Source organism: Maribacter aquimaris (genome assembly GCF_014596745.1).
Classification (GTDB): domain Bacteria; phylum Bacteroidota; class Bacteroidia; order Flavobacteriales; family Flavobacteriaceae; genus Maribacter_A; species Maribacter_A aquimaris.
In genome coordinates this window covers 13,675-35,075 of the sequence record NZ_JABTCF010000008.1, presented here as the reverse complement: position 1 = coordinate 35,075, position 21,401 = coordinate 13,675, and the positions used below count along the sequence as shown (strand labels likewise).

Below are 21,401 nucleotides of genomic sequence, written 5' to 3'. Positions count from 1 at the left end.
AGACTTTAAAATGAAAACATTAAAATATATTTTAAGTGCTATTGTCCTTTTGACCACCTTTTGGGGTTGCGAGGAGGATAACTTTGACAATCTCGATTTTGTTGGGTCGGCGGTGGCCCCCACCAATGTTTCTGCATTATTCGGTGCTACCCAAGACAATACGGGACTCGTGACGATAACCCCGAATGGTGAAGGCGCGGTTTCCTATTCCATTTATTATGGCGATGACACCCCTGAGGCCGAGACGGTTTCACAAGGGGAAAGTACAACCCACACATATGCCGAAGGTTCTTATACAGTAAAGATTATTGCTTATGGTGTCACAGGCAAATCTTCAGAAACCACCTTGCCTTTAGAAGTATCGTTCAACGCCCCTGAAAATTTAGAGGTCACCATTGCCAATGACGAAGCGGTATCAAAACAAGTGAACGTTACTGCAAATGCCGATTATGCCATTTCCTTTGATGTCTATTTTGGGGAAGAAGGTAATGACGATCCTGTTTCCGGTAATATAGGTGAAACGGTTTCTTATATATATGCCGAACCTGGCACCTACACCATAAGGGTGGTTGCAAAAGGCGGTGCCATTGAAACTACCGAATATACACAGGAATTTGAAGCAGTGGCCATAGTACAACCCATAGCATCGGCCGCTACGCCACCAACAAGAAATGAGGTTGATGTGATATCTATTTATTCCTCAAAATACACCAACATCACGGATGTGAATTACAATCCCGATTGGGGGCAATCAGGTCAAGGAAGTGGTTATGCGGAGTTCGACCTGAATGGAGATACCATGTTACAATACATTAACCTGAGCTATCAGGGCATTCAATTTTCAGCAGCAGAGGATCTTACCTCCATGGAATACTTACATATGGATGTTTGGACCGCGGATGTTGAAACCTTGGAAACCTCGTTGATCAGCTTAACCAATGGTGAAAATCCAGTGGTTTCAGAATTAACCGCCGATCAATGGACAAGTATCGATATTCCTATTTCCGCTTTTACAGACCAAGGTTTAACCGTGGCCGATATTCATCAACTTAAATTTGTAGGCACCCCTTGGGCTGGAGGAACAGTCTTTATTGACAACCTATATTTCTATAGAGCATCGACGGCTCAGATAGATGGCTCACTTCCTATAAATTTTGAATCCGCCTATTTACTGAGCTCTTTCGACGGAGGCGTTATTTCGACAGTCCAAAATCCAGATACTTCTGGAAACCCATCCGCTACGGTTTTGGAATTGGTTAAAGGTGACGGTCAAACTTGGGCAGGATCAAAAATAACCGTAGAAGATCCGTACGATGTATCTGAGAACACTGTAGTTACTATGAAAGTATGGTCACCACGGGCAGGATTGAATGTATTGATGAAATTCGAGGATGCCGCTGCTTGGCCAGACACTTCGGCTACAGATGAAATTACCGTCGCTACCACTGTTGCCAATGCTTGGGAAGAACTATCGTTTACCGTTACAGGAGTTGATTCCAGTCTTGATTATTATAATTTGGTATTGATAATGGATAATGGAACCGTAGGTGATGGTTCAAATGATTATACAATCTATGTTGATGACATTTCAATTGCCTCATTCTTGGATTTTGAAGAAGATTATTCCATGAGTTCTTTTGATGGTGGAGCTATGGCTACAGTTGAAAATCCAGATACCTCTGGCAATACTTCCGCTACGGTAGCACAGTTGGTCAAAGGTGCTGGTCAAACTTGGGCAGGATCTAAAATAACCGTAGAAGAACCTTTCGATATCGAGGAAGGCACCACGATCAAGATCAAGGTATGGTCACCACGGGCAGGATTGAATTTATTGATGAAATTCGAGGATGCCGCTGCTTGGCCAGACACTTCGGCTACAGATGAAATTGCCGTCGCTACCACAGTTGCCAATACTTGGGAAGAACTAACGTATACCATTACGGGTGTTGATTCCAGTCTAGAATATTACAATTTGGTATTGATCATGGATAATGGAACAGTTGGTGATGGATCAAGCGATTATACCATCTACGTTGATGATATTTCACAAAACTAATAAGTCTAAATAATTAAATGAACTTATGAAAAATTCTAAAATATTATTTAAAACCATCTTCTTGGCACTGACGACCCTCTTGGTTTCGTGCGAAGAAAAAGAGTATGAATTCGGGGATATTATCGCTCCATCGAATTTGGACATCAATTCTGTAATTGTAGGTCAGGATACGGAAAACCCTTATGGGGATGGTTCTGGTGCCGTAAATTTCACAGCATCGGCAGCGGACGCCCTAACCTATAAATATATTTATAATGGCAAGGAAGAAATGGCACCTACGGGGGAATTGACCATTGACTTCTCCACTACAGGTATAAATAATTACAATGTAACCGTTCAAGCCTTTGGCAAAGCGGGCGTTAGTACTACGGAAACTATCGAAGTGGAAGTATTAGCCCTTTATTCCGCTCCCGACGACCTATTGGAGATGTTATATGGTGATGGGGAAAAGACCTGGAGGGTTAAAGCTGAGTCCGTAGGTCATTTCGGCGTAGGTCCCGCAGACGGTACTTCACCTGACTGGTGGGCTGCTCCAGCTTATGATAAATCCGGCCTCGGGGCATATGACGATAGAATAACATTTAAGTCCGACGGCACGGTTACCTATACAACCAATGGTACAATGTATGGCCAAGCCGCTGCTTTGGATGCGGATTATGGAATATCATGGGAAGCCAATTCAAATAGCGAATATGAAAATTATCCCGTTGATGAATTTTCGGATACTTGGTCGTTAACCGCTCCCGAGGGTCAAGAAACCTTGAATTTTGATGGCAATGGTTTCCATGGCTTCTATGTGGGTGGCGATCATAGCTACGCCATTCTTGAACGCACGGATACTGAAATGACGATAAAAACTATTGGCGCAGATGGCCTAGGCTGGTTTGGCATTTTAACCTCCGAGGATGAACCATCGACCGAAGAGGCTTCCGTTGATGTAACGTATTCCAATTTAATTTGGTCTGATGAGTTCGATACCGATGGGGCTCCGGATACTACCAAATGGACCTATGATATTGGAACAGGTTCCAATGGATGGGGCAATAATGAATCCCAATATTACACCAATAGAGTCGATAACGTAACCATATCCGAGGGTACCTTAAAGATTACGGCCAAAAAGGAAAGTTACGAAGGGTCTGAATATACCTCTGCTAGAATGAAAACCCAAGACTTGTTTGAGTTTACCCATGGTAGGGTCGATGTTCGAGCAAAATTACCAGCAGGGGGCGGAACATGGCCTGCCCTTTGGATGTTGGGAGCGAATTTTGAAACCGTAAACTGGCCAGCTTGTGGGGAGATAGATATTATGGAGCATGTGGGTAACGACGAAGGCACCGTGCATGGTTCCATTCACAATGCTTCAAGTTCCGGTGCTACTGTAAATACCGGTGAAACAACAGTAAGCGATGCTACTTCCGAATTTCATGTTTATTCGGTAAACTGGTCAGAAGATGAGATTTCATTCTTAGTAGATGATGAGATTTTCTATACCTACAGCCCAGACCCAAAAGATGGGGATACTTGGCCATTTGACACCGACCAGTTCATTATCATGAATGTTGCCATGGGTGGCAACTTCGGAGGAGCCATAGATGCATCCTTTACAGAAGCAACGATGGAGGTTGATTACGTAAGGGTTTATCAATAAGGGTAAGATTAGTTTTTGTTTAGGCTATAACAAAGGTTAGTGCAACAGCTAACCTTTGTTATCACAGACATCCATTATAAAGGAATATACCATTGACAACAATAATAAGCTTGAAAGAAAGACCTTTATATATGCCATTTATCAAAACCCAAGAAACAACTCCTGTTTTACTATTTTATTGAAATTAATCTTAACCATGATTATAATGGGACACTTAAAAATTTGGAATGTTTTATCAAGCGCAACGGCATTGTTAATACTACCCCTACTATTGGCCAACTGTACGACCAAGGGCAAAGGGAATCCGGAAGACAAAATAATCGTCACATCCAATACTCCCAAAAATGTTCACGTCAAGAAAATGAAGGGCGTTATCTATACCACCGCCCATAAGACCCAACTTAAACTTAGCAAGACCGGGGAATTGGATTTTATCAAAAAAAAACAGCCCTTGGAAACTGAAATCGATATTTTCGTAAACCCGAACAAACAATTCCAATCATTAGTGGGTATAGGTGCGGCATTGACCGATGCCGCTGCAGAAACTTTTTATAAACTTTCGAAAGATAACCAAGAAAAATTCCTGGAAGCCTATTTCGATAAGGACAAAGGTATCGGTTACACCTTGGGAAGAACCATTATACATAGTTGTGATTTCTCCTCGGGTAGTTATACCTACGTTGAAGAGGGTGATACCGAACTGAATACGTTCAATATAGACCATGATCGTAAATATCGCTTGCCTTTTACAAAAAAGGCCATTACCGCTGCTGGGGGGACATTGACCATGTATGCGAGTCCCTGGAGTCCACCCGCATTTATGAAAACCAATAACAACATGTTACAGGGCGGTAAACTAAAACCTGAATTTTATCAATCTTGGGCCAATTATTATGTGAAGTTCATCGAGGCATACGAGGCGGAAGGTATTCCTATCTGGGGGTTGACCATCCAAAATGAGCCCATGGCCGTTCAGCGATGGGAATCCTGCATTTATACGGCAGAGGAAGAACGCGATTTTTTAAAGAATTACCTAGGCCCTACCTTGGAGAAAGCCACTATGGGTGACAAAAATATCATCGTTTGGGATCACAACAGGGACCTGCTTTTCCAAAGGGCAAGTATTATCCTGGATGACCCTGATGCCGCAAAATATGTATGGGGCACCGGTTTTCATTGGTATGAGGATTGGAAAGACGGTATTCCCATGTTCGATAATGTCCAAAGGGTACATGAGGCCTATCCCGATAAAAATCCAATATTCACGGAAGGATGTAACGAAGCATTTGACTTTGACAAAATAGAGGAACCTAGACTTGCAGAACGTTACGGCAGGGCTATGATCAATGACTTCAACAACGGCACGGTGGCCTGGACGGATTGGAATATCCTCTTGGATGAAACCGGGGGGCCAAACCATGTAGGCAACCTATGTTTTGCCCCGGTTCATGGAAATACCAAGACAGGGGACCTACTGTTTACGAATTCCTATTACTATATTGGTCATTTCTCCAAGTTCATCCGGCCCGGCGCAAAAAGAATCAGTAGTGTTTCCTCCTCAAACAGCTTACTGTCTACCGCATTCATCAATAAGGATGGCAGTATTGCCATAGTAGCCATGAATCAGAGTGATAAGACATTGCAGTATAGTATCACCATAGCTGAAAACAAGGCCGATATCGACCTTCCAGCCCATGGCATTCAGACCATCCTATTATCCGAAGAAAAGACTTAAATTAGAGAAGAAAAGCGATTGTAATCAGAATCAATTAACCACTAAAATACCATTACCATGCAAAAAGCCGATCCCGTTGTAAAAATGAATAATACTTATACCATTCTTATAAGTCTCATTGTGGCCTTAGGAGGTTTTTTATTGGGTTTTGACAGCGCCGTTATTTCGGGTGCTGTCAAGGGAATAACGGTTTATTTTGAGATGACCGAATTGATGTTGGGTTTTGCAGTAGGCTGTGTGGTTTTCGGTGCGATGGCCGGAAACATCGTGGCAGGCCCTATGGCTGATAAATTCGGCAGAAAGAAAGTACTTATTGTTGTTGCCGCTCTTTTTACCATCTCGGCAACATGGTCGGCCATGGCCACTGGATATACCGAATTCATTATTGCCAGGATTATCGGTGGCATCGGTATTGGAGGTGCCATTTTAATTGCCCCGATTTATATTGCTGAAATCGCCCCGCCCAAATTAAGGGGCAGTTTGGTATCCTTCAATCAATTGAATATTGTAATTGGGATATCAGTGGCCTATTTTTCCAATTATTTTTTGGTGAATCTGGAAGGGGAAAGTTGGAGATGGATGTTAGGGGTCGAAGCCATTCCCGCACTTATTTACTTCCTATCCCTATGGACCGTACCCCGCAGTCCACGATGGTTGATCCTAAAATTGAACAAAGTGGAATTGGCGCAAAAAACATTACAAAAAATCGGTGGTGATGCCTATGCCGAAGGAACCATTGCCGAAATTCAACGGGGTATTGACAAAAAAGAGGAAAAAGGCAAGCTTTCGGATATTTTCAAAAGTAAGTATGCAACCATAATGATCATTGCCTTGGGTATTGCGTTCTTTCAACAAATAACAGGGATTAATGCCGTATTTTATTATGCGCCAACCATCTTTGAACAGGCTGGTGGCAGTACGGATTCATCCTTTCTTCAGGCCATTGTGGTAGGACTCACCAATCTGGTGTTCACCTTGGTGGCCATATGGCTGATTGACAGACTCGGTAGAAAGCCCCTATTGTTGATTGGAACATCCTTTATGACCATAGCCCTAATTATGGCTGCTATGGCCTTTAATAATGCAACCTATGATTTTAGTGAAACCACTTTGTCGAAAATCGGGGATACCCAAATAAAAAATGCCTTGATCGATTTGGAAGGAAAATCCTTTAACAGCCAAGCCGCACTATTTGCCGAAATTGAACCGAAGTTGAATCAAGAACAATTCTTGGACTTCAAACGAAACCAGATTACCAATTTTATCCAAATCAATGCGACCTTGGTATTAATTGCCATTCTACTTTATGTGGCCTCATTCGCTATTTCATTGGGCCCTGTTATGTGGACATTGCTTTCTGAGATATTCCCCAATAAAATAAAGGGGATTGCCATATCGGTAGTTGGCTTTTTCAATTCCTTGGTCAGTTTTTCGGTCACCCAGGTATTTCCATGGGAACTTTCATCCCTTGGGCCCACAGCCACATTCGGTATTTATGCGCTCTTATCGTTCTGCGCCATACTCTTTGTGTACAAATTTGTCATTGAGACCAAAGGGAAAACCTTAGAAGAGGTAGAAGAATTATTAATTAGAAAATAAACATAAAATGAAGCATATATTGATCCTATTCTCCTTTTTGGTGCTTTTCTCCTGCAAAGAGAACACGGGCAACAAGCAAGTAGAAAGCGAGTCCGAAAAACCAAATGGTCCCGCAAAAGTGGAAATACAGAACAAGGACGGTAAATACAGATTACTGGTCAATAACAAGGAATTCTATATTAAAGGTGCAGGATTGGAATTTGGCAATATTGAAGCATTGGCCCAGCACAACGGCAATTCCTTTAGGACATGGCGTACCGACAACGGGGAAAGACCTGCTTTGGAAATATTGGATGAAGCCCAAAAAAATGGCCTTATGGTTTCCATGGGTATAGAGGTAGGAAGGGAACGCCATGGTTTTGACTACAATGATTCGGTCGCTGTAAAAAATCAGTTGGAAGATATCAAAAAACAAGTACTTGGCTTAAAGGACCATCCTGCCCTTTTGATTTGGGGTATCGGTAATGAATTGAATCTCCATTACACCAATCCGAAAGTATGGGATGCCGTGAACGACATTTCCAAAATGATCCACGAAGTGGACCCCAACCATTTGACCACCACAAGTTTGGCCGGAATTTCCCAAAAGGAAGTCACCTTAATCAAAGAAAAATGTCCCGATTTGGATATCCTTTCGGTTCAAATGTACGGTGACCTTCCCGACCTTCCGAATTTGGTAAGGGAATTTGGTTGGACCGGTCCTTATATGGTCACCGAATGGGGGGCTACCGGCCATTGGGAAGTACCCAAAACAAAATGGGGAGCCCCCATCGAGGACAACAGCACGGTAAAAGCAGCGAATTACCTTAAACGTTACAAAGGGGGCATCGAAGCCGATTCCCTACAATGCATCGGATCTTATGTGTTCTTATGGGGCAACAAACAAGAACGCACCCCAACTTGGTATGGTATTTTTCTTGAGGATGGAAAGGAAACCGAATCTGTTGATGTAATGCATTATATCTGGAATGGCACTTGGCCAGCAAATAGAACACCGCAGATCGTATCCTATTCCATAGATAATAAAACCGCTCTTGACAATGTTATCCTTAAACCCAATCAAGTAGCCCATGCCAAGGTTGAGATCAAGGATTTTGAGAATGACCCGATTACCTATAAGTGGGAGATTTTACCAGAGAGCACCGACCTAAAGGACGGAGGCGATCATGAAGAACGTCCTAAGGCCGTTACTTTGGATAGTATCGGGAATAGCCCAGGAAAACTTTCATTCAAAGCCCCGAAAAAAGGACATTATAGGCTATTTATTTATGCCAATGATGGACAAAACCATTCGGCTACCGCCAATATCCCTTTTATGGTAGACTAACAAACACAATCTTTTGAATAGGGAAACCTCAATAAATTAAAGAATAACACCTTTTATCAGGGTTTCCCCTTTTATCAAATCAAAACGCAACCTAGACCATGACCATCGATCATTTATACATTGGCAACAACATATCCGCTATAAAGGAATTGAACGTAGAAGGTGAATTCGTCCAAATCGATAATGAAAGCTTTTATAAAATATCGAATAGCAATGCTATGAGACCTTTTTTCATGAGTATTGTCAGCGATTCCAACCATTGGATGTTCCTATCGAGCAACGGAGGCCTAACCGCTGGTCGTAAGAATAGCGATAATGCACTTTTCCCTTACTATACCGATGATAAGATTACTGAGTTTGCAGAATCAACAGGTAGCAAGACCATCCTTCTCGTAAAATCAAAGGGGAAGACCTTTCTCTGGGAGCCCTTCGCCGAGAGATATTCCAACATTTATGATATCACTCGAAACCTCTACAAAAACAGCTACGGCAACAAGGTGATCTTTGAGGAAACCCATAACGACCTTGGTCTTACTTTTCAATACCAATGGAACTCGAGCAACGAATTCGGTTTTGTGAAAAAATCGAAAATCCTCAACCAAACAGACCATAAGGTTGAAGTTTCCGTGCTGGATGGCATTCAGAATATCATGCCATACGGCGTACCCGAAGCCATGCAAAACACACGCAGCAATTTGGTCGATGCCTATAAGAAAAGTGAACTGGAAGTCGATACAGGTATGGGTATATATGCCTTAAGTGCTATAATCGTTGATAAGGCCGAACCAAGTGAAGCTTTAAAATCGAACATCGCTTGGTCCCTCGGAATCGATGTTGACACCTATTTACTATCATCCAAACAACTGGAAGCCTTTAGACGCGGAAAAAACATAACATCCGAAATCAACATCCGGGCAGAGAAAGGAGCCTATTTTATTAAATCAGACATTTCCCTGAATTCAAAATCGGAAAAAAATTGGATGATCATTGCTGATGTAAACCAAACCATATCCGCGATAAACCTATTATCGGAAAGGATTCATAAAGAAGGAAATCTTATTGAATCCATTGAAAAGGATATCGCCAATGGAACAAGGCAATTGATCGATCTTACCATAGCTGCCGATGGTTTACAACTCACAGCGGACAGATTGATCAATACAAGGCATTTTTCCAATACCCTTTTCAATATTATGCGTGGTGGGATTTTTGACCATAATTACCAAATTGAAAAATCGGATTTTATCCCATACATTGAAAAAGCCAACAAGCAGGTAGCTAAAGAGCATAAAGATTTACTTGATGATTTACCTGGTATTTTTTCTTTATCCACCGTAAAGGAAATGGCAGGACAAAGTGATGATAGCGACTTTAAAAGACTTTGTTTTGAATACTTACCCCTAAAATTCAGTAGAAGACATGGGGACCCAAGTCGCCCTTGGAACAAGTTTTCCATAAATACCAAAAGTGAATTGGACGGCTCCAAAATCCTGGATTACCAAGGTAATTGGAGGGATATTTTTCAAAATTGGGAGGCATTGGCCCACTCCTATCCTGAGTTTATAGAGCATATGATCCATAAATTCCTTAACGCCACTACCTTTGAAGGGTACAATCCCTATCGTGTAACCAAAGACGGATTTGACTGGGAGGTCATAGAAGAAAACGACCCTTGGTCCTTTATAGGGTATTGGGGTGATCATCAGATTATTTATCTTCTAAGGTTTTTGGAGTTTATAGAAAACCACAAACCGAATAAACTAGCGAGTTATTTTAATCAGGAATTATTCGTTTACGCCAATGTTCCTTATAAAATAAAGAGCTATGCCGATACGCTCGAGAATCCCAAAGACACTATTGGGTTCGATGCCCCTTTGGATCTCAAATTGGTAGAAAGAAAAAACAAGTTGGGTGCCGATGGTGCCTTACTGACTATCGATGATAAAGGTATTTATCATGTGAATCTGATTGAAAAACTACTGGCCACCGTCCTGTCCAAAGTGTCGAATTTCATTCCCGAAGGCGGAATTTGGCTAAATACACAACGGCCCGAATGGAATGATGCCAATAATGCCCTGGTCGGTAATGGCGTGTCAATGGTTACGCTCTACTATCTAAGGCGTTTCGTCAAATTCTTCGGGAAACTGATAGAGGCCTTGCCAGAAGACGCCCCAATCTCTAAAGAACTCAAATTGTTTTTTGACCAAGTGGTCGCAACCTTGGAAACCCACAAGCATATTCTAGTTGGTAAGATTACCGATAGGGACAGAAAACTTGTTCTGGATGGTTTGGGTAATGCAGGTAGCACCTATAGATCTTCGATTTATGCGAACGGTTTTTCGAACCAAAAAGAGATGGTTTCCAAAACAGAATTGGCATCCTTCTTGGCGATTGCCGAAAAATTCTTCGACCATACGATAGAAGCGAATCAAAGAGCTGATAAATTATACCATTCATACAATCTAATGACGATTGTGGATGACAGCGAAATCTCAATTTCCTATTTGAATGAAATGCTCGAAGGGCAGGTTGCCGTTTTAAGTTCTGGTAAATTAAGTCCAAAAGCGGCCCTGGAACTATTGGATGCGTTAAAACAGAGTGCTTTATACCGAGCAGACCAGAATAGTTATATACTCTACCCAAATAAGGAATTAAAACGATTTAAGGACAAAAACAACATCCCCAAGGATTTTATTGCCAAATCGCAACTTGCACAGCAGCTTTTAAAGGGCGGTAATACCCAAATCATTGAAAAGGATATCTTGGGACACTATCATTTCAACGGTAATTTCAATAACGCCAATAGTCTTAAGAAAGCCTTATCTAAGCTGGACACTGATACCTATGGACCACTTGTGGAAAAGGATACGGATTTGCTTTTAGAGGCATTTGAGAATGTCTTTGACCATAAATCGTTCACAGGAAGATCTGGAACATTTTTTGGCTATGAAGGATTAGGCTCTATATATTGGCATATGGTCTCCAAGCTGTTATTGGCGGTTCAGGAAAATTGTCTTACGGCCATCAACGCGAATGAAAATGACGGGGTTATTACAGGATTGAAAAGACATTATTATGAGATCTTTGAAGGGATTGGGGTACACAAATCCCCAGCATTGTACGGGGCATTCCCTACGGACCCCTACTCCCACACCCCTGCTGGAAAAGGTGCCCAACAACCTGGAATGACCGGACAGGTCAAAGAGGATATTTTAAGTAGGTTCGGTGAATTGGGTGCTTTTGTTGTAAAAGGGAAGCTACAGTTTAAACCAAAACTATTGCGAAAAGAAGAGTTTCTAAACACCGACGAAGTTTTCAGGTATGTCACCGTTGATGGGGAACCCAAGGAAATATCCTTATCAGCCGATTCATTGTGTTTTAGCTATTGCCAAATACCAATTGTATATAAACTTATGGACAAGAAGGGATTGGTCGTTTTATTAAAGGATGGGACTTCCAAAAATTACAATGACCTGTATTTGGATAAGGATTTAAGTCGCAAGGTGTTTAAACGGGAGGGTACGATTGAACAAATTATCGTGCATGTTCCAAAGGAGTGAGAATATCATTTCCCTTCTTTCTGATAATCCTTATTGAAATACCCGCCCCTATTTTCTTTTTGTTCGAGGGATTGACTGATGATCACATGGGCAACGTTAACCATATTCCTTAGTTCACAAAGCGTTGTGGTGATTTTGGATTCCTTATACAATTCCTCAACTTCCCTGTAAATCAAATCCAAACGGGCAATGGCCTTATGCAATCTTTTATTGCTACGTACAATTCCGACATAGTTACGCATTAATGCCTGCAATTCCTTCAAATTGTGTTGGATCAAAACATGCTCCTTGGGTATGCTTGTTCCCTCATCATTCCAATCGGGAATATTCAAGGGTCTTGAATCCAAGGTATCCACACTTAGATATTTAAAAATGTTATGGGCATAGACCAAGGCTTCCAAAAGCGAATTGGATGCCAATCTATTGGCCCCATGCAATCCGGTTCTTGAACATTCCCCACAAGCGAATAAATTATCTATGGATGTCTTTCCTTGTTTATCAACTACAATTCCGCCACAAAGGTAATGGGAGGCCGGAACGACCGGGATATAATCCTTCTCGACATCAATATGGTATTCCAGACATTTATCATAGATATTGGGGAAATGTTTTTTGAATGCGACCATGTCTAGATGGGTACAATCAAGAAAAACGTGTGTATCCCCACTTTTTTTCAATTCATTATCGATACATTGGGAAACAATGTCCCTAGACGCCAACTCTGCCCTATCGTCATAATCGGGCATAAACCGATATCCGGCCTTATTACGCAGGTAAGCTCCAAATCCCCTAACAGCCTCAGAAATCAAAAAATAAGACCCTCCTTCCGGATTATATAATGCCGTAGGATGAAATTGAATGAATTCCATATCCTTTATCAAGGCTTTTGCCCTATAGGCCATGGCAATACCGTCACCTGTTGCAATGATAGGATTGGTCGTATGCCCATACACCCGGCCAATACCTCCAGAAGCCAATAAGGTATGGTCTGCCTTTATCGTAAGTATTTCCCCGTTTTTTTGGTTCAACACATAAGCCCCATAACATGAAATACCCTTACTACTTTGTTTTTCCAACTGGTGATCGGTAATTAGATCAATAGCGAAATGGTACGCTAATAATTCAATATTCGGTAATTGATGTACGCGTTTTAAGAGGGCCCGTTCTACTTCATAACCAGTAACATCCTTATGATGTACAACCCGATACTCAGAATGTCCACCTTCCTTGCCCAAATCAAAATCACCTTCCGAATTCAAGTCAAAATTGGCTTCCCATGCAATCAGTTCCTTAAGTCGTTTTGGTCCTTCCTTAACGACCATTTCCACGACATCCTTATCGCATAGTCCATCACCCGCAACCAAGGTATCCTGTATATGTTTTTGAAAGGAATCCTCTTCCATATCCAAGACCACGGCAATCCCACCTTGGGCGTACTTGGTATTTGATTCGTCCTCATCGCCTTTAGTGACAATGATGACATTCCTTTCTGGGTGTTTTTCGGCCATTTTAACCGCGAAGGTAAGTCCGGCAACCCCGGAGCCAATAACTAAATAATTTGTTTTAACCATAATCTTAGGAAAGGTCCAACATTCGTTGAATAGGTATCAGGGCTTTCTCCATTATTTCTTTTGGGACACTTACCTCTGGTGTTTCGTTAAGTAAACAATCGTGAAGTTTCTGAAGGGTATTTACTTTCATATAGGCACATTCACTACAGGCGCAGGTATTGTCCTCCTGTGTTGGTGCCGGAATCAATTCAGCCTCAGGAACCTCTTGTTTCATTTTATGTAAGATACCAACCTCTGTGGCAACAATGAATTTGTTCTTGGGATGCTCTTTGACGAAATTTATCATTCCTGCCGTTGAGCCAATATAGTTGGCCGTTTTTAAAATATGATCTTCAGATTCTGGATGGGCGATGATCAATGCATCTGGATGTTTTTTGAATAACTCCAACAATTTATCCAAACTGAAGGCCTCGTGGACTACGCAGCTACCATCCCATAAGACCATATCCCTACCTGTCTCTTTCTGAATATATTTCCCTAAATTTCTGTCCGGTGCAAAAATAATGGGTTGGTCCTTGGGTAAGGATTCCACTATCTTCAAGGCATTAGAGGAAGTGCATACGATATCGGTCAAGGCCTTGACTTCGGCAGAGCAATTCACATAGGTGATCACGGTATGTCCCGGATGCGCCTTAATGAATTCCCCAAACTGCTCGGGCGGACAAGAGTCTGCCAAAGAACACCCTGCATTGAGGTCGGGCAGTAGTACCTTCTTTTCGGGATTCAGGATTTTTGCGGTTTCTGCCATAAAATGGACACCGGCAAAGACGATGACATCTGCATCGGTTTCAGCCGCTTTCTGCGACAAACCTAAGCTATCACCCACATAATCAGCGATATCCTGAATTTCAGGATATTGGTAATAATGGGCCAAAATTACCGCATTCTTTTCTTTCTTGAGTTTTTCGATTTCTTCCTTAAGGTTCATCACAAGACTTTAAAATACCCACAAATTTAAGTCAATCTGCCCTATAAAAAAATAACATCGATCATTCTTTATCCCAATTGTACTTCAGCATACCAAACAAAAAAGGGGCTTTGAGGCCCCTTTTTAATTCTATATGTAATTCAATACCTTATTTCGCGACGTTAACGGATCGGGTTTCCCGAATCACTGTAACCTTTACTTGACCGGGATAGGTCATATCGGTCTGTATCTTTTGGGATATTTCAAAGGACAATTGTGCCGCCTTATCATCGCTCACCTTTTCACTTTCTACGATTACACGAAGTTCCCTACCGGCCTGTATCGCATAGGCTTTTTGAACACCGTTGAATGCAAAGGCAATTTCTTCCAAGTCTTTAAGCCTTTGTATATACGAATCCAATACCTGGCGTCTCGCACCCGGTCTTGCACCACTTATGGCATCACAAACCTGAATGATGGGAGAAATCAATGTCTTCATTTCAATTTCATCGTGGTGGGCCCCAATGGCATTGCAAACGTCTGGTTTTTCACCATACTTCTCTGCCCATTGCATACCTAATATTGCATGTGGTGTTTCTACCTCAGCCTCGGTATTCGGAACCTTACCTATATCGTGAAGCAGTCCGGCCCTTTTCGCCAATTTAGGATTCAATCCTAATTCTGCCGCCATTACCCCGCAAAGTTTTGCAACCTCCCTAGAGTGTTGCAGAAGGTTTTGGCCATATGAAGAACGGTATTTCATTCTACCTACCGCTTTGATCAATTCGGGATGTAATCCATGGATACCCAAATCGATAATGGTTCGTTTTCCTATTTCTACGATTTCTTGCTCAATTTGTTTTTCGGTCTTACGTACAATTTCCTCAATACGTGCCGGATGGATCCTTCCGTCGGTTACCAATTTGTGTAACGACAATCTCGCTATTTCCCTTCGAACGGAATCAAAACAAGAAAGAATAATGGCTTCCGGTGTATCATCGACAATGATCTCTACCCCAGTTGCGGCCTCAATGGCTCGGATATTCCTACCCTCACGGCCAATGATCCGTCCTTTGACGTCATCAGATTCCAAATTGAAGACGGAAACACAATTTTCCACGGCTTCCTCGGTACCTATTCTCTGAATGGTATTGATGACTATTTTTCTTGCCTCCTGTTGTGCCGTTAGCTTAGCCTCTTCCAGGGTAGTCTGCAAATACGCCATGGCATCGCTTTTCGCGGTCTCTTTCAAAGACTCCATTAACTGGCTTTTAGCATCCTCGGCAGACAGTCCGGAAATAACCTCCAATTGCTGCACCTGATTGTTATGCAGTTTTTCCAATTCACCTTGTTTCTTTTCGAGGAACTCCTCTTTATGCAAAACATCCTTGATCTTACTATCAAGTTGCTCATTGAGTTTTTTGCTCTTTGCCAGCTCATTGCTTACTTGGGATTCCTTATCCCTGGTCCGTTTTTCTGCCTCGGCGATTTTCTTATCCTTATTGATAATTACTTTCTCGTGCTCGGCCTTTAGTTCCAAGAACTTCTCCTTGGCTTGGAAAATTTTGTCTTTCTTTACGTTCTCCCCTTCAATATTTGCTTCTTTAAGGATTGTGCCGGCCTCCTTTTTTGCATTGGCAACGGTCTTTGAAGCTTTTCCTTTTTCTAGGATCTTCGCGACAATGAATCCGATAATAAGTCCTGCTAATCCGACTAATATAAGTGTGGTACTGTCCATAATTTCAAATTTTAATATAAAAAAACCCACATTGGGGAAGTTTTGTACAAACTCCAGAAAACAGGTTTAGGGCTAACAGACTGATCAAGGATCCTTATACGGGTAAGGCCTGCTTTTACAATCTAAACTCACCCTTCTTAAACAAATTAATGTTGAGTTTGTCAAAAGATAATACCAATGTGGGCAGTAACTTAATGTTATTTAAAAGAACTTATTTTATACCAAGCTTTGAGTTCACCAATTCGTTTAATGCTTTTAACCGTTCAGTGGCCTCTTGGTTTCCTTCTGATTGATCTATACCGCGTTGTTCAATTTTAGAGGCAAATTGCAGTGCGCACATGGCAAGCACGTCTTGTTTGTCCCTAACGGCATAGTTCTGTTCAAATTTTTTAGCCAATTGCTCAATATTCTTTGCTGCCTTCCTCAACCCTTCCTCTTGGCTAGGGTCGATTGTCAAAGGGTAAACCCTATCTGCTATGGAAAGTTTAATTTTGAGCCTTTCTGACATTTAATTTAAAACTTATTCGGAAAGTTGGGCTATACAATGGTCCAATTCCCTAATCAATGTATTTATTTTAAGCTTAGCTTCTGTTTTATTTGTATTACTGCCAAGCATCGAATTTGCAAGTTTAAGCGAATTATATTTCTGTTCCCATTCGGACACGGATTTTTCGGTTAAATCTTTTTGGTTTCTGATTGAAACCAATTCCTTTTCCAACGTTTTGTTCATCTGCTGCAACACCTCCAAATGATGTAACAACTTACTGATTTTGTTTTCCAGGGAATCAACAATTTTCACCAATTCACTCATATACAATACTCAATGCGTATTACACAAAGTTAACATAGATATAAGGACTGGGCAATAGTTTTTCAAAATATTCTTTGCGTATAACATTAAATACTGATATTAAGTCCTCTAAAGTATAAAACAATCGTAATTAGATACAGATTTTTTACGGTTCTAGGCGGTTAATTATATTCATCTGTTTAATTTTATCGCTTATTTGCGTTTCCCTCCTATACTTTCATAAAATAAAAGAAAGGTATTTGGGTTTACATTATAGCTACTAAAGAATACTATGGGCAGAACATTTCTTATTTTTCTATTGATTTCATCCATGGGCATATCAGCCCAAGAAACCACTTATCCAAAAGAAGCTTTTAGACCTCCCTTGGACATTCCATTGATCTTGGCAGGCACTTTTGGTGAATTGCGATCGAATCATTTTCATTCCGGAATCGATATCAAGACGCAGCAAAGGGAAGGACTCCCCGTATACGCCATAGGCAATGGCACCATTACCCGCATAAAGGTCTCCTTATGGGGATATGGAAAAGTATTGTATGTGGCACACCCTAACGGGTATACTTCGGTCTATGGCCATTTACAAAAGTTCTCCCCCAAGATCGAGGAGTACATTAAAAAAATACAATACGGGAAGAAATCCTATGAGGTGGAAGTTTTCCCCGAGTACGGGGAAATAAAACTCGAAAAAGGTGAAGTTATAGCCTATAGTGGCAATACGGGAGGTTCATCAGGACCCCATTTGCACTTCGAGATCAGGAGTAGCATATCTGAAAAACCAACAAATCCACTTTTATACGGTTATGAAGTTAGGGATGCCACCAACCCCACTGTGGTCGGACTTTATGGTTATCCCCTATCCAAAAACGCCCAATTAAACCAAAGTAACACAAAATCACAGATCAATTTTACCCGACAAAAAGATGGTTCCTTACTGGCCGATAAGGTAACGGCATTGGGCACCATAGGTTTTGGTTTCGTGGGTTTTGACCGCCAAGATCTGGCGGCCAATAAAAACGGGGTATATTCAGTGCGCCAGGTGGTCAACGGTCAAGTTTATAGCGATTATGATTTTGAATCTTTTTCTTTCTCAGAAACGCGCTACATCAACACCTTGATCGATTATGGACATTTCGGCAAATACCGACAGCGGATACAAAAAAGTTTTAAATCCCCTGGAAACCATTTGAGCATCTACAATAAATTGGTGAACGATGGAAAAATCGTGGTTAAGGAAGGGCTTTCATACACGGTGGAACTATTGATCTATGATTTGGAAGGCAATTTGACAAAATTGGTGATTCCTGTCGAAGGGAAAAACCAGCCGCTCAAAATTGATGAGGAAACACCAAAAACCGATAACTATATCGTTGCCAAACGACCCAACAATTTTGATTTGGGAATAGCAAAAGTCTATTTCCCCGCCAATACCTTCTATGAAGATTTCTATATCGATTTAAGAAAAGGGAGCGACACGGTAATGGTGCACAACAATCGGGTACCGGCCCATAGGAATTTCACCTTAACGTTTGATGTTTCAAAATATTCCGAGGCAGAGCGCAAACAACTCTTTATCGCACGATTGGACAAAAATTCAAGACCTAGTTATACCTCCACCTATAAACGGGGCAATACATTTACAACAAGAACCCGTAATTTAGGCACCTACACCTTGGCAAGGGATACCGTACCCCCCACAATACGCACAAAGAATTTCAAACATAAACAATGGTTGACCAACTATCACTATCTAAGCCTGACCATCGCTGACGACTTAAGTGGTATTGACACCTACTCCGCCACCTTGAACGGCGAGTGGATCTTAATGGAATACGAACCGAAAAAAAACACCATTACCTATAATTTTGATGATCGTATATTGGATAAAAAACAATGCGTTCTTAAAGTCACTGTGACGGATAATGTAGGGAATACGAATACGCACGAGGTCACCTTTTATAGAAAATAAACACTTTGAAGTGCCCTAAAATAGTTTTAATTATCCTTTTCCTATGTCTGTATACAAACATTAGGGCACAAACAGCAACCCTTACGGGTATCGTATTCGACGAAAACAACAACCCTATTCCCCAAGTAAATATCACTTCGACCCTAGGTGGTACTACAACTGATGATACTGGGTTTTATATTTTGCCCATTATTGCTGAAAAAGAAAACCGAATCATCTTTTCCCATATAGGACATAAAAACATTGTTTTGGAACGATTGATCCTAAACAGCAATGAAACCTTTGAATTCCACCCCGTCATGTTTACAGAAATCACCCAGATTGATGGGGTTACCGTTTCTGCAGAAGAAAAGAAGGTTCAAGGCATCAAGAGTATTTCCCCGGAAATGGCCCGTCAAATACCTGGGGCCAATGCTGGGATTGAAAATATTTTGAAACTATTACCCAGTGTTTCATCGAACAATGAACTCAGCACACAGTATTCAGTACGTGGTGGGAATTTTGATGAAAATCTAGTCTACATCAACGAAATAGAAGTATACCGGCCTTTTTTGATCCGTGCCGCCCAACAAGAAGGATTGAGTATTGTGAATAACGACCTGATTCGTAAAGTAGCATTTTCCCCAGGGGGATTTCAAGCCAAATACGGAGATAAGCTTTCCTCGGTATTGGACATCACCTATAAAGACCCAACCAAATTTGGCACCCAAATGGATGTAAGTCTTTTAGGGGCCAGCTTGGCTATGGAAACAGTTTCCAAGAACCAAAAGCTTTCCAGCGTGACCGGAATAAGATACCGAAACAACAGCCTCTTCGTCAACAGTCAACAGACTAATTCCAATTTCAACCCGACATTCGCCGACATTCAGGGTTATCTTACCTACAGACTTTCAAACAAGCTACACCTTAACTTTTTTGGCAACCTTTCAATCAATGATTATCAAAACGAGCCTTTGGATAGGCAGACGAATTTCGGAACACTTTCAGCCCCTAAGGCACTTATCATAAATTATAGCGGCAGTGAGAATAATAGATATGCAACAGCCCTCGGTGCCGTTAAGGCCAATTATTTCTTGAACGAAACGGTGACCCTGAAATTGATAGCCTCACTTTATCATACGACAGAGCGGGAATATTCAGACGTAATCGCGCGCTATGCCCTTGGAGAGGTGAATTCCGATTTGGGTAGTCCTACTGTGGGTGAACCCACTACGGTCAGAGGTGTTGGGGGGCAATTCACAAGGGCAAGGAATGAATTGGATGCCCTGATCTTTAATTTGGAACAACGAGGTAGTGCCTCGATAGGAAAAAGAAATTTGCAATGGGGAATAAAATACACCCATGAAGATATCCGGGACCAATTACGGGAATCCGTTTTTTTGGATTCCGCGGGGTTCTCCGTTCGCCCACCACTACCCGAATACGGGAACAACCAACCTGAAGTTCCATTCGAAGAACCCTTAATTGCCTATGAAGGTGTCGCTGCAGGAAATTTTGTGAAGACCAATAGGTTTTCTGCCTATACCCAATTCAGTGAAAGCAAATCATTACTGATCGGGGATATTTATTTCAATATCGGGGCAAGGGCCCATTATTGGCGGGTCAGCGGCAAAGATATAGACAAGGTCTCCCAAACGGTTTTTAGTCCCAGGGCCCAATTTGCCATTAAACCAAAATGGGAGAAAGACATGCTTTTTAGGACTGCCATCGGGGTTTATCATCAACCCCCCTTCTATCGGGAGTTAAGGGATGCCACCGGAACGGCTAAACCCAAGGTCAAAGCACAGAAATCAATACATTATGTATTGGGCCATGAATACAGTTTTCTGCTCTGGGAACGCCCTTTTAAACTGATAAGCGAAGCGTATTATAAAACCTTGGACCATGTGAATCCGTACACATTGAACGACGTTCGCATACGATATGCGGCCAACAATAACGCTAAGGCCTATGTGTACGGTGCAGAAATGAGATTGAACGGGGCTTTTGTGCCCGGAACCGAATCCTGGGTGAGCGTGGGTTATATGACTACCAAGGAAAATATAGCGAACCAAGGGTATATTCCAAGGGCCACGGATCAACGCCTTAAGTTGGGCATTCTTTTTCAGGATTACGTTCCTAACATTCCCAATTTAAAGATGTACCTTAATTTAGTGTATAACACGGGAGTACCTGGGGGATCCCCCAGTTATGCGGATCCTTATATCTTTCAGAATAGATTAAGGGATTATAAGCGTGCTGATTTAGGAATTTCCCATATTTTTGTAGACGCGGAAAAAAAATATCCAAAGAACCACTGGTTACATCATTTCAAGGAGTTGAGTGTTGGTTTTGAGATTTTCAATCTTTTCAATAACCAAAACTCCATTACCAATACGTGGATCAGGGATGTTGAAAGCAGAAATGAATATGCGGTTCCCAATTATATGACAAGTCGTGTATTGAACCTACGACTCAAAATTCGGTTGTGATCGTAATGG

At 41.6% G+C, this 21,401-nt stretch carries 13 protein-coding genes and 1 other RNA gene; 8 read left to right on the top strand and 6 right to left on the bottom strand.

Translation table 11 applies throughout. The features are described 5' to 3' along the window. Positions 1–10: 10 nt before the first annotated feature. The 6 genes from HPE56_RS12860 to HPE56_RS12835 all read left to right on the top strand — a co-directional run bounded on the left by HPE56_RS12860 (position 11) and on the right by HPE56_RS12835 (position 11,928). Complete coding sequence (locus HPE56_RS12860) at positions 11–2,056, top strand: PKD domain-containing protein (RefSeq protein ID WP_188244166.1); 2,046 nt, start codon at positions 11–13, stop codon at positions 2,054–2,056. A gap of 25 nt (positions 2,057–2,081) precedes the next feature. After that, the gene (locus HPE56_RS12855) at positions 2,082–3,707 is read left to right on the top strand and encodes a glycoside hydrolase family 16 protein (RefSeq protein ID WP_188244165.1); all 1,626 of its coding nucleotides are present in this window, start codon (positions 2,082–2,084) and stop codon (positions 3,705–3,707) included. A 205-nt stretch (positions 3,708–3,912) separates the two neighbouring features. Next, positions 3,913–5,442, top strand: a complete 1,530-nt coding sequence (locus tag HPE56_RS12850) for a glycoside hydrolase family 30 protein (protein WP_188244164.1) — start codon at positions 3,913–3,915, stop codon at positions 5,440–5,442. Positions 5,443–5,499: 57 nt separating this feature from the next. Next, positions 5,500–7,041 (top strand): sugar porter family MFS transporter, encoded by a 1,542-nt coding sequence (locus tag HPE56_RS12845; RefSeq protein WP_188244163.1) that lies wholly within the window; start codon positions 5,500–5,502, stop codon positions 7,039–7,041. A gap of 7 nt (positions 7,042–7,048) precedes the next feature. Continuing rightward, positions 7,049–8,368, top strand: a complete 1,320-nt coding sequence (locus HPE56_RS12840; RefSeq protein WP_188244162.1) for a glycoside hydrolase family 2 TIM barrel-domain containing protein — start codon at positions 7,049–7,051, stop codon at positions 8,366–8,368. A 98-nt stretch (positions 8,369–8,466) separates the two neighbouring features. Next, positions 8,467–11,928, top strand: coding sequence for a hypothetical protein (locus HPE56_RS12835; RefSeq protein ID WP_188244161.1), 3,462 nt, complete (start codon positions 8,467–8,469; stop codon positions 11,926–11,928). Between the two features lie 5 nt (positions 11,929–11,933). Here HPE56_RS12835 and nadB read toward each other — a convergent pair whose 3' ends face one another. The 6 genes from nadB to HPE56_RS12805 all read right to left on the bottom strand — a co-directional run bounded on the left by nadB (position 11,934) and on the right by HPE56_RS12805 (position 16,955). Beyond that, positions 11,934–13,499 (bottom strand): L-aspartate oxidase, encoded by a 1,566-nt coding sequence (gene nadB / locus HPE56_RS12830; protein WP_188244160.1) that lies wholly within the window; start codon positions 13,497–13,499, stop codon positions 11,934–11,936. 4 nt (positions 13,500–13,503) lie between these two features. Beyond that, positions 13,504–14,427 (bottom strand): quinolinate synthase NadA, encoded by a 924-nt coding sequence (nadA, locus tag HPE56_RS12825; protein ID WP_188244159.1) that lies wholly within the window; start codon positions 14,425–14,427, stop codon positions 13,504–13,506. A gap of 148 nt (positions 14,428–14,575) precedes the next feature. After that, positions 14,576–16,144, bottom strand: a complete 1,569-nt coding sequence (gene rny / locus HPE56_RS12820; RefSeq protein WP_188244158.1) for a ribonuclease Y — start codon at positions 16,142–16,144, stop codon at positions 14,576–14,578. A gap of 48 nt (positions 16,145–16,192) precedes the next feature. Next, positions 16,193–16,302: non-coding RNA, 6S RNA (gene ssrS, locus HPE56_RS12815), on the bottom strand. A 53-nt stretch (positions 16,303–16,355) separates the two neighbouring features. Next, complete coding sequence (locus HPE56_RS12810; RefSeq protein ID WP_109653168.1) at positions 16,356–16,652, bottom strand: cell division protein ZapA; 297 nt, start codon at positions 16,650–16,652, stop codon at positions 16,356–16,358. A gap of 12 nt (positions 16,653–16,664) precedes the next feature. Beyond that, entirely contained in the window at positions 16,665–16,955 is a 291-nt protein-coding gene (locus HPE56_RS12805) for a hypothetical protein (protein WP_188244157.1), read from the bottom strand. A 271-nt stretch (positions 16,956–17,226) separates the two neighbouring features. Here HPE56_RS12805 and HPE56_RS12800 point away from each other — a divergent pair, with 271 nt between their 5' ends. Both HPE56_RS12800 and HPE56_RS12795 read left to right on the top strand, forming a co-directional pair. Beyond that, positions 17,227–18,921 (top strand): M23 family metallopeptidase, encoded by a 1,695-nt coding sequence (locus tag HPE56_RS12800; protein ID WP_188244156.1) that lies wholly within the window; start codon positions 17,227–17,229, stop codon positions 18,919–18,921. Between the two features lie 5 nt (positions 18,922–18,926). Next, positions 18,927–21,392 carry a carboxypeptidase-like regulatory domain-containing protein gene (locus HPE56_RS12795; protein WP_188244155.1) on the top strand — a complete coding sequence of 822 codons (2,466 nt, stop codon included), beginning with the start codon at positions 18,927–18,929 and terminating at the stop codon, positions 21,390–21,392. Positions 21,393–21,401 lie beyond the last annotated feature (9 nt).

Excerpts from the sequence above, each read along its gene's own strand:
- HPE56_RS12805 (WP_188244157.1), bottom strand. The coding sequence starts at position 16,955 with ATGAGTGAATTGGTGAAAATTGTTGATTCCCTGGAAAACAAAATCAGT.
- rny (WP_188244158.1), bottom strand. The coding sequence starts at position 16,144 with ATGGACAGTACCACACTTATATTAGTCGGATTAGCAGGACTTATTATC.
- HPE56_RS12810 (WP_109653168.1), bottom strand. The coding sequence starts at position 16,652 with ATGTCAGAAAGGCTCAAAATTAAACTTTCCATAGCAGATAGGGTTTAC.
- HPE56_RS12845 (WP_188244163.1), top strand. The coding sequence starts at position 5,500 with ATGCAAAAAGCCGATCCCGTTGTAAAAATGAATAATACTTATACCATT.
- HPE56_RS12800 (WP_188244156.1), top strand. The coding sequence starts at position 17,227 with ATGGGCAGAACATTTCTTATTTTTCTATTGATTTCATCCATGGGCATA.
- HPE56_RS12840 (WP_188244162.1), top strand. The coding sequence starts at position 7,049 with ATGAAGCATATATTGATCCTATTCTCCTTTTTGGTGCTTTTCTCCTGC.
- HPE56_RS12860 (WP_188244166.1), top strand. The coding sequence starts at position 11 with ATGAAAACATTAAAATATATTTTAAGTGCTATTGTCCTTTTGACCACC.
- nadA (WP_188244159.1), bottom strand. The coding sequence starts at position 14,427 with ATGAACCTTAAGGAAGAAATCGAAAAACTCAAGAAAGAAAAGAATGCG.
- HPE56_RS12850 (WP_188244164.1), top strand. The coding sequence starts at position 3,913 with ATGGGACACTTAAAAATTTGGAATGTTTTATCAAGCGCAACGGCATTG.
- nadB (WP_188244160.1), bottom strand. The coding sequence starts at position 13,499 with ATGGTTAAAACAAATTATTTAGTTATTGGCTCCGGGGTTGCCGGACTT.
- HPE56_RS12855 (WP_188244165.1), top strand. The coding sequence starts at position 2,082 with ATGAAAAATTCTAAAATATTATTTAAAACCATCTTCTTGGCACTGACG.
- HPE56_RS12835 (WP_188244161.1), top strand. The coding sequence starts at position 8,467 with ATGACCATCGATCATTTATACATTGGCAACAACATATCCGCTATAAAG.